The sequence below is a fragment of the Enterobacter cloacae complex sp. IR5403 genome (assembly GCF_049238705.1).
GTDB lineage: Bacteria > Pseudomonadota > Gammaproteobacteria > Enterobacterales > Enterobacteriaceae > Enterobacter > Enterobacter hormaechei_C.
In genome coordinates this window covers 1-12,563 of record NZ_JBMKHP010000003.1, presented here as the reverse complement: position 1 = coordinate 12,563, position 12,563 = coordinate 1, and the positions used below count along the sequence as shown (strand labels likewise).

Here is a 12,563-nt window from a genome sequence, read left to right as displayed (position 1 = left end):
GAGCCCTTGTTAATATTAAGGGCTTGAACAGGTAAGAAGTTAGGTGGTTTACGCTCAGGGATAGACTTTTTCTTTGTATTCGCAGAGATCTTCGATAATGCAGGAACCGCAGCGTGGCTTACGGGCAATACAGGTATACCGTCCGTGCAGGATCAGCCAGTGGTGGCAGTCCACCTTAAATTCCGCCGGGACCACTTTTAACAGTTTCTCTTCCACCTCTTCCACGTTTTTACCCGGCGCGAACCGGGTGCGGTTAGAGACGCGAAAGATATGGGTATCCACGGCGATGGTCGGCCAGCCAAACGCCGTGTTCAGCACCACATTTGCCGTTTTACGCCCGACGCCCGGCAACGCTTCCAGCGCAGCGCGGTCTTCCGGGACTTCACCGCCGTGCTGCTCCAGCAGGATCCGGCAGGTCTTAATGACGTTTTCGGCCTTGCTGTTAAACAGGCCAATGGTCTTGATATAGGATTTCACACCCTCAACGCCCAGCTCCAGCATGGCCTGCGGCGTATTGGCGACAGGGTAGAGCAGGGCCGTGGCTTTGTTGACGCTCACGTCCGTCGCCTGCGCAGAGAGCAGCACCGCGATCAACAGTTCAAACGGCGAGTTAAAGTTCAGCTCAGTCGTAGGATGAGGATTCTCATCGCGCAGGCGCGTCAGGATCGCAATGCGTTTCTCTTTATTCATACTGCTTTCTCGGGGATCCCTTCCTGTATGCTGCGCTCAGCGGCGCGGCGTTTACGTTTTTCATCAATCAGGTATTTTAACGCCAGTATCATCCCAAGGCCAATGAAGGCGCCAGGCGGCAGCATGGCCAGCAGGAACGGCGTGTCCGTATGGAACACCTCAATACGCAGCGACTTCGCCCAGCCGCCAAGCAGCGCGTCCGCACCGTCGAAAAGCGTACCGTTGCCCAAAATTTCACGCAGAGAGCCGAGGACGAACATGGCGGCAGTCGCGCCCATGCCGATGGAAAACCCATCCAGCGCGGAAATAGCCGGATTGTTTTTCACCGCGAAGGCTTCAGCGCGGCCTACGACAATACAGTTAGTCACGATAAGCGGAATGAAGATCCCGAGCGACTGGTACAGGCCAAATGCGTAGGCGTTAATCAGCATTTGCACGACGCTGACCACCGACGCAATGATCATGACATAGATCGGAATACGGATTTCCGACGGCGTCCAGCGGCGCAAAACAGAAATGGAAAAGTTAGTCAGGGTCAGCACCAGCGTGGTCGCCAGCCCCAGCCCGAGCGCGTTGGTGGCGGTAGACGTCACCGCCAGCAGCGGACACAGCCCCAGCAGCTGTACCAGCGCGGAGTTGTTCTTCCAGAGACCCTGGACGATAACCTCTTTAACCTGGCTCATGGTCACTCCTCACAGGTGGAAAGATGATTGATCTGCGCGGGCAGCGTTTCGGCATACAGCCCGGCGCGCTTGACGGCGTTGACCACCGCGCGCGGGGTAATCGTGGCGCCGGTGAACTGGTCAAACTCGCCGCCATCTTTTTTCACCGCGAAAGCAGGATCGTCTTCGCCGTGAATCATCTTCCCGGCGAAGTGTAAGATCCAGTCGCTTAAGCGGGTTTCAATTTTGTCGCCAAGGCCCGGCGTTTCGTGATGTTCCGTCACGCGCGTACCCAGCACGGTGCCGGAAAAATCGCTGCCCACTAGCAACTGAATCGCACCGGAGTAACCGTCCGGCGCGGTGGCTTCCATGACGGCACCCACGGGATTATCGCCCTTGCGGGCAATATAAACGCGATGGGGTCCTTTACCGAGCTGCGGAGCCTGCACGACAAAGCAGCTTTTTTGCAGGTCATTATCGTAGAGGTCGGATGGGATCACCTGATCGAACAGCGCTTTTTGCTGCTTCATTGCCTGCTCTGCAATGGTGGTTTTCGTCAGTTCATTTACCAGCGCGGTCAGCCCGGTGAGGGCGGCGGCGAAGATCGCCAGCGTGACGCCGTGTTTTTGCATTGTCTTTAGCATGGCGTGACCCTTAGCGATGACCGTACACGCGGGGACGCGTGTAGTAGTCGATGAGCGGAACGGTGATGTTAGCCAGCAGCACGGCAAATGCCACGCCGTCCGGATAACCGCCAAAGCTGCGAATAAGCCAGACCAGCAAGCCCGCCAGCGCGCCGAAAATCAGACGACCACGGTTGGTGGTAGACGCGGTGACCGGATCGGTCAGAATAAAGAATGCCCCGAGCATGGTCGCGCCGGAGAGCAGATGGAGCTGCGGGCTGGCCAGCGACTCAGGTGAGATCACCCAGCCGAGCGTCGAGCAGACGGCCAGCGTCACCAGGAAGCTCACCGGAATATGCCAGCGGATTGCCTTCTGTTGCAGCAGGAACGCGCCGCCCAACAGATAGGCCAGATTGACCCACTGCCAGCCAGCACCCGCCAGTACGCCGCTGTAAATAGACGATTTCATCACCTGCTCCACGCTGTGTCCGGCACGCAGGGAGGTTTTGAAGGTATCGAGCGGGGTGGCCTGGCTGATGCCGTCCACGCCCATGCGAAGCGCGTTCATATCCGCGCCCAGCGCGGTGTGGCCGGTAAAGATAACGTGCAGGGCATCCATAAAGCCGGGCACCGTGGCGGCGATTTCATGCGGCGGCAGCCAGCTGGTCATCTGTACCGGGAAGGAGATCAGCAGCACCACGTAGCCAATCATCGCCGGGTTAAACGGGTTATGGCCAAGTCCGCCGTACAGCTGCTTGGCGATGATCACCGCAAACACCGTTCCCAATACCACCATCCACCACGGGGCAAACGGGGGAATGCTGATGGCCAGCAACAGGCCGGTCAACAGGGCGGAGTTATCGCTCAGGATGCGAGTCACTTCCATTTTGCGCAGCTTCAGGATCGCGGCTTCTGCTGCGACGGCACTGGCGCAACCCAGAACTAACTGGAAAAGCGTACCCCAGCCGAAAAACCAACACTGTACGGCAATACCTGGCAGCGCGGCCAGGCACACCAGCATCATAATACGCGATGTCTGGCGCTGGTTATGGGTGTAAGGGGAACTTGCAATTCTGAAAACCATTTAATCCTCGTTAACGGCTTGCTGCGCGGCTTTCTTTGCCTGAACGCGCGCAATCGCGGCGGCGACTGCGGCTTTGCGTGGATCGTCATTAGCGGCCGCAGGCAGTTCGTCCTGCTGTGCCGCTTTTCGTGCTTTGGCACGGGCGATGGCCGCTTCAACGGCGGCTTTACGCGGGTCGACAGGCGTTTCACTCTCTTCGGCAGGCTGAACTTGTGCCGCTTTACGTGCTTTGGCGCGGGCGATAGCGGCTTCAACGGCCGCCTTGCGTGGATCCGTCGCTTCCTGTTCAACCACCACTGTCTGCTGACCGGCTTTACGGGCTTTTGCCCTGGCGATAGCCGCTTCCACCGCCGCTTTACGTGGGTCGATATCGGCTTCCGGTTTGGCGTTTTGCGCTTTCTCCGCCTGACGCGCGCGTGCTTCGGCTTTCCGCGCTTCGCGGGCCGCAATCGCTTCGCTGTTGTCCGGTCTTTCTCCCGGAGCGATCACAACCGTCTGGGCGGCGGTGGCTTTCTTCTCGCGCACGCGGGCCAGGGCTGCGTTAATGGCATCCTGATCTTTCGCCGCAGGCTGCACGGCAGCCTGCTTATGGCGTTCCTGACGGGCTTGTTTCTCGCGCTCCAGTCGCGCCTGGCGCGCTTCAAAACGGGCCTTCGCTTCAGCGGCACGTTTTTCTTCCATGGAGATGGCGTAGATTTCGGCTTTCTCCTGACGGAAATACTGCACCAGCGGAATATTGCTGGGGCAGACCCAGGCGCAGGCACCGCATTCAATACAGTCAGCCAGGTTATGCGCCTGGGCTTTATCGTGCAGCTGGCCTTTGCTGTACCAGTACAACTGCTGCGGCAGTAAATCTGCCGGGCACGCGTCCGCACAGGCGCTACAGCGTATGCAGCCTTTCTCTTCCTGCGTTTCGCCCATCTCCGTTGCGGAAGGGGCGAGCAGGCAGTTGGTAATCTTCACCACCGGCACATCCAGCCACGGCAGGGTAAAGCCCATCAGCGGGCCGCCCATAATGACCAGTAGATCGCTACCCGGGCAGAAGCCAGCCTGTTCCAGCAGATGACGCACTGGCGTACCCAGACGCGCCCAGACGTTGCCGGGACGGGAGACGGACTCGCCGGTCAGCGTGACGACGCGCTCGGTCAATGGCTCGCCATCAATCACCGCACGTTTCACCGCGTAGGCGGTTCCCACGTTTTGCATCAGCACGCCGATGTCGGACGAACGGCCCCCGTGGGGGACCTGTTTGCCGGTCAGGATCTGCGTCAGCTGTTTTGCCCCGCCGGACGGGTATTTGGTCGGGATCACGCGCAGGGCGATATCGTGGCTGTCCGCCAGTACCGCACGCAGCATCGAAATGGCCTGCGGTTTATTGTCCTCAATACCGATCAGCACTTCGCGGGGTTGCAGAATATGCGCAAGAATGCGAATCCCTTCCACCACCTGCGCGGCACAGTCCTGCATCAGACGGTCATCGGCGGTGATGTACGGTTCGCACTCGGCGGCGTTGATGATCAGCGTTTCGATTTTATCGCCGCCGCCGTGAAGCTTAGCGCCGGTCGGGAAGCCTGCGCCCCCCAGACCCGCCACGCCGAACTGATGAATGCGTTCAATCAGCGCTTCACGGCTGTGGGAACGGTAGTCGCTCCAGCCGTCACGCTCGATCCAGCGGTCTTCACCATCGGCTTCTATGATCACGCTCAGCTCAGACAACGCCGACGGATGGGCAACGGTATGGGGGGCAACAGCCACCACCTTACCGGAAGTCGGGGCATGTATCGGCAGCATCCGTCCGCGACCAAAGGTCAGCGGCTGGCCGCGAAGAACGCTATCGCCTTCTTTCACGCACAGTTCGCCTTCCGCGCCGATATGCTGTTTAAGGGGCATAACGTAACGGGTCGCCAGTGGGATCTGGCGCAGCGGTGTGCCGTTAGACTGCGATTTCATCTCAGGCGGATGAATGCCGCCGTCGAAATCCCAGATCTTCTCTTTTCTGAAGGCAGAAAATAACTTAAGCATGTTGTTCCACAGGAATATTGCGAACCGGAATGGCCTGAAGGTCCCATTTCCAGTTTTCGGTAGTCGTTTCAACCGGGCGTAGTTCTATACACTGCGTCGGGCAGGGTGCCACGCAGAGATTACAGCCGGTGCACAGATCCGCCACAACGGTGTGCATCGCGCGCGTTGCGCCCACAATGGCGTCAACAGGACACGCCTGAATACATTTGGTGCAGCCAATGCAGTTGGCTTCGTCGATAACAGCAAGGGCACGAACGGGCTCCTGGGCCTGTTCATCGCCGTCGACAGGCTGGGGATCGACGTTCAGCAGGGCAGCTATTTTAAGCATGACCGCTTCGCCACCCGGTGCGCAGCGGTTGATCTTTTCTCCCTGCACGCCCACCGCCTCAGCGTAAGGGCGGCAGCCTGGGTAGCCGCACTGCCCGCACTGGCTCTGGGGTAAAAGTTCATCAATTTTTTCAACAACCGGATCGTCCTCCACCGCAAACCGGCGGGAGGCATAACCCAGAATGATGCCAAAGACGAGTCCCAGTACGCTGATGGACGCGATGGCAATCCAGATAGCACTCATTACAACTTCACCAGACCACTAAAGCCCATAAAGGCCAGAGACATTAAACCTGCGGTCACCAGAGCGATGGCGTTACCGCGAAACGGCGCGGGAATATCCGCCGCGGCCAGACGCTCGCGAATCGAGGCGAACAGGACCATAACAAAAGAGAAACCGACCGCGGCGGAAAAACCGTACAGCGCCGATTGCAGGAAGTTATGCCCGAGGTTGATATTCAGTAGCGCCACGCCCAGCACCGCACAGTTGGTGGTGATGAGGGGCAGAAAAATACCCAACAGGCGATACAGGGCAGGGCTGGTTTTACGCACCACCATTTCGGTAAATTGCACCACAACCGCAATGACCAGAATAAAGGCCAGGGTGCGCAGGTAGAGCATGTCGAGCGGGATCAGGATCCAGGTATCAATCAGCCATGCGCAAATGGAGGCCATCGTCATCACGAAGGTGGTGGCCAGCCCCATGCCCATTGCCGTCTCCAGCTTTTTGGAGACGCCCATGAACGGGCACAGGCCAAGGAACTTCACCAGTACGAAGTTATTAACCAGCACAGTTCCGACGAAGAGCAGTAAGTAATCGGTCATTATTTAGCCTGAAATAAAATAGCCGCCTATTATCGGATAAACGACAACAGGCCACAACAGGTTAACTGTAAGGTTATTACGGGTTAACAAAGGTCTTCTTAACGCGCGTCGAGCGCTTGAAATAAGGGACCAGAAGCGCCGTCGCCAGTAGCGGGAACAGTAACTGGCGAACCGCCAGCGCGTCAGACACTGGCGAGAAAGCGAATGCTTTGACGGCCAGCAGCACGGAGACCAGCAGCCAGATAATGTAATGTTTCGGCACGCTTTTGCGGCGTTTGAAGAAGGCGATAGTCAGCCACAGCGTGTAGTACCACATCGCGATCGCGAAAACGAACGACACAAACCACGTCGCAATATTAAGCGCACTCTGGGACATCAGTGTCTGGATAGCATGAGGCGTAACCAGTGCGGTGGTGTAAAGCAACAGCGCCAGCGAAGCGCTTAATAATGCCACCAGCAGCCATGCCAGCGGGGCGATTAACCAGCCCCCAATTCTCTCTCCAGGCAATGCGGTCATACGCTCTCCCATAGTCTGCGCGAAATGTTATACAGAAATTTGCAGGGCGGAGAGTATATAACATTTCACGCCGAAGGCTACTTTCTTATACAACGTAACGCCATACTGATTTAGGCACTTCCCCCACATTGAACAGACGACCGCCAGAGACCAGTTCGGCGCGACGATGGTCAGCAGCGCGGTACATATTGATGATGTCCTGATTATCCGACAGCGTGTAGTTCAGATGGTCAAACAGTTTTTCCAGGCTTTCAAGGGAATTGATCTTGCGAAATTTTAATAAATAGTCCTGAACTGTCATATTAATAAGTTTCCATATAAAAGGGTAATACCCATAAAGGTAATGCGTTCGAATAATAAACGGATTAATAAAGACGTAAACTGTCCACTCGGGTAACGCGACGAAATTAGGAGTTTTCTTTGCGAAGAATCAGGCACCAGCAGATGCCTGGAAGAGAAGGGTAACCCCGTTCATTACGGCTGGCAATACGTACCATGACGTAATGTGTCACGCTTTATGACGCTACGGCTTACTTTTGTTGTGCGACAGTAACAGGCTCCGGCGGCTGGTAGTTATCGATATGGCTGGCAATACCGAGCAACACGACTGAAACCCCAAGGACAATCCATCCCGCTAATTCAATGATTCGATTAATTATTAACGACATAATTTGTGTTTGTAATTTATCCATAAATACAGATTACAAATGTTACAGCGCCCTTTTCGCCAGAGCAAGCGCTTTGGGAACGATTCCCCGGCCCCTATACACACTTTAATGCGAGGTAACAAAAAACGCTGTCGTGAGATGCTATTTTAACTCACAGGGCACATTATTAATGTGTGCGTTAAGCACAAGGCCAGTGATAAATAAGCGCACAGCGAGGGGGCACACGATGAGTGAAAACATCCGCGTCGGTCTTATTGGCTACGGGTACGCAAGCAAAACCTTCCATGCACCGCTGGTTGCCGGTACGCCGGGAATGGAACTGGCGGCTATCACAAGCAGCGATGAGACTAAGGTCCGCGCCGACTGGCCAGCCGTGCCGGTGGTAACGGAGCCTAAGCATCTGTTTAACGATCCTAATATTGACCTTATTATCATTCCTACCCCTAACGACACGCATTTCCCCCTGGCGAAAGCGGCGCTGGAGGCAGGGAAACATGTTGTTGTCGATAAGCCCTTCACCGTGACGTTGTCACAGGCGCGCGAGCTGGATGCGCTGGCGCGAAGTCTGGGTCGGTTATTATCGGTCTTTCACAATCGGCGCTGGGACAGCGATTTCCTGACGGTTAAGGCGCTGATAAACGAAGGTACGCTCGGCGAAATTGCCTTTTTTGAGTCGCATTTCGATCGTTATCGTCCGCAGGTGCGAGATCGCTGGCGCGAGCAGGCGGGACCGGGTAGCGGCATCTGGTATGACTTAGCGCCGCATCTTCTCGATCAGGCCGTTCATCTGTTTGGTCTGCCCGTGAGCATGACGGTCGATTTAGCGCAGCTCAGGCCGGGGGCGCAGACCACCGACTATTTCCATGCCATTTTGAGTTATCCGCAGCGGCGCATTGTGCTGCACGGGACAATGCTTGCGGCGGCGGAATCGGCCCGCTATATCATTCACGGGGCGCGCGGCAGCTATGTGAAGTTCGGCCTGGATCCGCAGGAAGAGCGCCTCAAAAATGGCGAACGCTTACCGCAGGAGGACTGGGGCTACGACATGCGGGACGGGGTGGTGACGCGTGCGGAGGGGGAGGCGCTGGTTGAAGAGACGGTGTTGACCCTGCCGGGGAACTATCCGGCGTATTACGCCGCCATTCGTGACGCGCTAAACGGTTCAGGTGAAAATCCGGTTCCCGCAAGCCAGGCAATCCAGATTATGGAGCTCATTGAGCTCGGGATCGAATCTGCCAAACATCGCGCAACGCTCTGTCTGGCATAAGTACCAAACGCTTTCGTAGGCCGGGTAAGCGCAGCGCCACCCGGCAGTAAAGAGGACTACTGAGCAACTTTATTGCGCAGCGCCTGTTTCTCTTCAGGCGTCAGGAAGGCGATCTCCAGCCCGTTGATTTGCGCCTGACGGATCTGCTCGCGGCTCAGCCCGGCCTGCGGTGCGGCGATGTTGTATTCGTGAATAATATCCACGCCCTGAACCGCCGGATCGTCCGTGTTCAGGGAAGCCAGCACCCCGTGTTCAAGGAAGGTTTTCAGCGGGTGTTGCGCCAGCGACGCCACTGTACTGGTCTGAATATTGGAGGTCAGGCAGGATTCGATCCCAATACGTTGCTCGGCGAGGAAATCCATCAGCGCGCGATCTTCAATGGCTTTCACGCCGTGACCAATACGTTCCGCACCCAGCTCACGAATGGCCTGCCAGATGCTTTCCGGCCCAGCGGCTTCCCCCGCATGAACGGTAATATGCCATCCTGCATCACGTGCGCGGTTGAAATGAGACAGGAACAGGCTGCCCGGGAAGCCCAGCTCGTCACCGGCCAGGTCAATGGCGGTGATCTGGTCGCGATGCGCCAGTAATGCTTCCAGCTCCTGAAGACAGGCCGCTTCACCGAAGGTACGGCTCATAATGCCGATCAAACGCGCCTGAACGTCAAAGGTTTTGCAGCCTTCACGCACGCCTTCAATGACCGCTTCAACCACGCCCGCTACGGGGAGATTGTGGGTCATCGCCATATAGCCCGGGGAGAAACGCAGTTCGACATAGTGCAGGCCGTTGCGCGCGGCATCTTCGATGTTTTCAAAGGCGACACGGCGACAGGCATCCACCGAGGCCAGCATCTTCACGCCCCAGTCGAGCTTGCTCAGAAAACTCACCAGATCCGGTTCGTTCGACGTGACCTGAACATGGGGGATCAGGGTTTCAAGCGTTTCGGCAGGGAGGGTTAAATTGAACTGGCGGCCAAGATCGAGAATGGTTTGGGCACGAATGTTTCCGTCGAGGTGGCGGTGAATATCAGTTAAAGGCAGGCGTGTATCAATCATGGTCGCACTCTTTGCTGGTTAAAGTGCGCCATATTATAAAAACAAAACGGGGTAAAAAGCTATTTGCGCAAGGGAATATTCCGTTGCGCAAATAATTTACAGCAGCGTGTTGATGCCAGCGATAAGGCGTTGAACGCCCTGTTCAAGTTTACTAAGCGGACAGCCAGCGTTCAGACGCACATAGCCTTTACCTTCATCCCCATAGGTATATCCCGGCATGATGGCCACTTTTTGCTGTTCAATCAGCACGTTTTGCAGCGTCTTGTCATCTATACCGAGTGGGCTAAGATCGATCCACGCCAGATAGGTGGCCTCGGGCGGTTGCCAGTTGAGTGTCGGAAAAGCACTGTTTAATTCGCGAGCAACAAACCGCAGATTCTCTTCGAGATAGGTCCGCAGCGCGTCCAGCCAGGGTTCGCCCTGCCGGTAAGCAGCAATGTGCGCGGTCAGCGCCAGCACGGAAGGGGAAGAGAGTCCGTCCCGACCTTTTAATGCATTCAGATAGGCGTTACGGCTGGCGTCATCGGCGATAAGCCCCCAGGCGCCCGTCAGCGCCGGAATGTTGAAGCTTTTGGAACCCGAGGTCAGCAGCGCCCATTTACCGCGCGCAACCTCATTCCACGGGGTGTGACGATGCGTGCCCCATACCATGTCCATATGAATTTCGTCGCTGATCACCGCTACGTCATAACGTTCACACAGGGCCGCCATTGTGGTCAGCTCCTCCCGCGTCCAGACTTTGCCGGTCGGGTTTTGCGGGCTACACAGCAGCAACACCTTGTTTTCCGGTTTTGACAGCGCCGCTTCCAGCGCGGCCATATCGCCCTCCCAGCCATGCGCTGTTTTCTGCATCGGCACGGAAACAACGGTACGCTGGTTGCCGTCGATGGCTTTATAAAAAGCATCGTAAGCCGGGGTATGAACCACCACGCCGTCGCCAGGCGAGGACCAGAGGCGGATCAGCTCCGAGACCATATAAATGACCGACGGCCCATACACCACGGTTTCGGTATCAATCTGACTGTTAAAGCGTTGCCGGAACCAGTGCGCCACGGCGGCCAGAAATTCGTCATTTTTCCAGCGACTGTAGCCAAACACCCCGTGGTTTATTCGCTGGTGCAGCGCATCGGTAATGCAGGGGGCGGTGGCGAAATCCATATCAGAGATGGTGAAGGGCAGCAGGTCGGCAGCGCCAAAACGGTCAGCGACATAATCCCACTGGGTACACCAGGTGCCGTGTCGATCCACGACGGTAGAAAAATCAAACATGACGGTGCTCCGTAAAGTAAAACCCCCTCATGACGAGGGGGGGCGAGGCATCAGGCTTCGACGGTTCGCATCAGGGTTGCCAGCTCATCCTTCACTGACTGTACCTGCGGGCCAATGACGACCTGCAAATTGTGTTGATTTAACTGTACTACGCCAATAGCCCGGTTAGCTTTAAGTGCGTTGGTATCCACTTTGGACATGTCCGCCACCGACAAACGCAGGCGGGTGATGCAGTTATCCAGAGAGGTAATGTTATCCGCACCGCCCAGCGCCGCCAGAATAGCAGGCGTGTTATATCCGGATTTCCCAACGGTACCAGCCACCGCCTGTTCAACGCTGGTGGCCGTATCGGTATCGCGGCCAGGCGTTTTCAGGTTAAAGCGGGTGATGGCGAAGCGGAAGATCCCGTAGTAAACCGCGAACCAGATGGCGGCCACAACCGGCACCAGATACCACTTGGTGGACAGACCGTGCAGGATACCGAAGACCACGAAGTCAATCACGTTACCGTCGGTGTTACCGATGGTCACACCGAGCACAGCCATCACGGTAAAGCCCAGGCCCGTCAGTACGGCGTGGATGAGGTACAGTACCGGTGCCACGAACAGGAACAGGAATTCGATAGGTTCTGTCGTACCGCCCACTACGCAGGCAATAACGCCGGAGATCAGCAGGCCTTTAATTTTATGACGATTTTCCGGACGGGCACAGTGGTACATCGCCAGCGCAGCGCCCGGCAGGCCGCCGAGGAAGGCAGGCATTTTACCCTGAGAGAGGAAACGCGTCGCACTTTCAGAGAAGCCGTGAGTGGTCGGGCAGCTCAGCTGGGCCTGGAAGATGGTCAGCGCGCCGCTAACGGAATGACCGCAAACGTCCATGGTGCCGCCGGCTTCCGTAAAGCGGATCAGGGCAACCAGGATGTGCTGTAAACCAAACGGCAGCAACAGACGTTCACCCGTACCGAAAATCATCGGGCCGAAATCACCCGCGCCGTTGATAATGCGGCCAATACCGGTGATCCCCATGGCAAAAATCGGCCAAATCAGAGGGATGATCAGACCAAACAGACCCATCACAACCAGCGTAATGATTGGCACAAAGCGGGTCCCGCCGAAGAAGGCCAGCGCATCGGGCAGGCGGATGTTGTGGAATCGCTCGTGCAGCATCCAGATAATCACCCCCGCGATCACGGCTCCAAGGATCCCGGTATCGATGGACTGAATACCAATCACGCTCTGAATGTTATTGGCTTTCAGTACCGCCGCGTCGGTCGTGGGCAGGATCCCTTTGGCGGTCAGCCAGAAGTTAACCGCAAGGTTCATGACCGCATAGCCAACGAAGCCCGCAAACGCCGCCACGCCTTTGTTTTCGCGCGCCAGACCCAGAGGAATGGCGATACAGAACATTACCGGCAGGAAGCTAAAGGCAAACGATCCGACCTTGCTCATCCAGATGAATCATGATTGAAGTGATATTAATATGTTAAATCAGATAGTTAAGGTTATGCGGTTTTTCTATGGGGCATCAGTGGGGCATTTTGAGTAAATGATGCGT

Annotated in this window: 13 protein-coding genes and 1 pseudogene; 1 reads left to right on the top strand and 13 read right to left on the bottom strand. The window is 56.5% G+C overall.

What is annotated here, in order from left to right:
• Positions 1-54 precede the first annotated feature (54 nt).
• The 10 genes from nth to blr form a co-directional block, all read right to left on the bottom strand.
• Complete coding sequence (nth, locus tag ACOTW6_RS05085; protein ID WP_015570668.1) at positions 55-690, bottom strand: endonuclease III; 636 nt, start codon at positions 688-690, stop codon at positions 55-57.
• Positions 687-1,373 carry an electron transport complex subunit E gene (locus ACOTW6_RS05080; RefSeq protein WP_062932596.1) on the bottom strand — a complete coding sequence of 229 codons (687 nt, stop codon included), beginning with the start codon at positions 1,371-1,373 and terminating at the stop codon, positions 687-689. The genes nth and ACOTW6_RS05080 overlap by 4 nt, the downstream gene beginning before the upstream one ends.
• Positions 1,374-1,375: 2 nt before the next feature.
• Positions 1,376-1,996 (bottom strand): electron transport complex subunit RsxG, encoded by a 621-nt coding sequence (gene rsxG, locus ACOTW6_RS05075; protein WP_003857590.1) that lies wholly within the window; start codon positions 1,994-1,996, stop codon positions 1,376-1,378.
• A gap of 10 nt (positions 1,997-2,006) precedes the next feature.
• Entirely contained in the window at positions 2,007-3,059 is a 1,053-nt protein-coding gene (gene rsxD, locus ACOTW6_RS05070; RefSeq protein WP_015570666.1) for an electron transport complex subunit RsxD, read from the bottom strand.
• On the bottom strand, positions 3,060-5,081 hold the full coding sequence (gene rsxC / locus ACOTW6_RS05065) for an electron transport complex subunit RsxC (RefSeq protein WP_213788667.1): 2,022 nt from the start codon (positions 5,079-5,081) through the stop codon (positions 3,060-3,062).
• Positions 5,074-5,652 carry an electron transport complex subunit RsxB gene (rsxB, locus tag ACOTW6_RS05060; RefSeq protein WP_047051387.1) on the bottom strand — a complete coding sequence of 193 codons (579 nt, stop codon included), beginning with the start codon at positions 5,650-5,652 and terminating at the stop codon, positions 5,074-5,076. The genes rsxC and rsxB overlap by 8 nt, the downstream gene beginning before the upstream one ends.
• Entirely contained in the window at positions 5,652-6,233 is a 582-nt protein-coding gene (rsxA, locus tag ACOTW6_RS05055) for an electron transport complex subunit RsxA (protein ID WP_003857582.1), read from the bottom strand. The genes rsxB and rsxA overlap by 1 nt, the downstream gene beginning before the upstream one ends.
• Before the next feature lie 76 nt (positions 6,234-6,309).
• Complete coding sequence (locus ACOTW6_RS05050; protein ID WP_015570663.1) at positions 6,310-6,750, bottom strand: DUF2569 domain-containing protein; 441 nt, start codon at positions 6,748-6,750, stop codon at positions 6,310-6,312.
• A gap of 85 nt (positions 6,751-6,835) precedes the next feature.
• Positions 6,836-7,051: a transcription modulator YdgT gene (gene ydgT / locus ACOTW6_RS05045; protein ID WP_000217941.1), complete on the bottom strand. Its 216-nt coding sequence runs from the start codon at positions 7,049-7,051 to the stop codon at positions 6,836-6,838.
• Positions 7,052-7,280: 229 nt separating this feature from the next.
• On the bottom strand, positions 7,281-7,406 hold the full coding sequence (blr, locus tag ACOTW6_RS05040) for a division septum protein Blr (RefSeq protein WP_151884424.1): 126 nt from the start codon (positions 7,404-7,406) through the stop codon (positions 7,281-7,283).
• A gap of 238 nt (positions 7,407-7,644) precedes the next feature.
• Here blr and ACOTW6_RS05035 point away from each other — a divergent pair, with 238 nt between their 5' ends.
• Positions 7,645-8,685, top strand: a complete 1,041-nt coding sequence (locus ACOTW6_RS05035; RefSeq protein WP_062932598.1) for an oxidoreductase — start codon at positions 7,645-7,647, stop codon at positions 8,683-8,685.
• Positions 8,686-8,741: 56 nt separating this feature from the next.
• On the opposite strand, the gene add is transcribed toward ACOTW6_RS05035, so the two are convergent.
• From add to malX, 3 genes and pseudogenes are all read right to left on the bottom strand, one after another.
• On the bottom strand, positions 8,742-9,740 hold the full coding sequence (gene add, locus ACOTW6_RS05030) for an adenosine deaminase (RefSeq protein ID WP_062932599.1): 999 nt from the start codon (positions 9,738-9,740) through the stop codon (positions 8,742-8,744).
• Positions 9,741-9,836: 96 nt separating this feature from the next.
• Positions 9,837-11,009: a MalY/PatB family protein gene (locus tag ACOTW6_RS05025; RefSeq protein ID WP_062932600.1), complete on the bottom strand. Its 1,173-nt coding sequence runs from the start codon at positions 11,007-11,009 to the stop codon at positions 9,837-9,839.
• A 50-nt stretch (positions 11,010-11,059) separates the two neighbouring features.
• Positions 11,060-12,466: pseudogene (malX, locus tag ACOTW6_RS05020) on the bottom strand (maltose/glucose-specific PTS transporter subunit IIBC); the annotation flags it as partial.
• Positions 12,467-12,563: the final 97 nt, after the last annotated feature.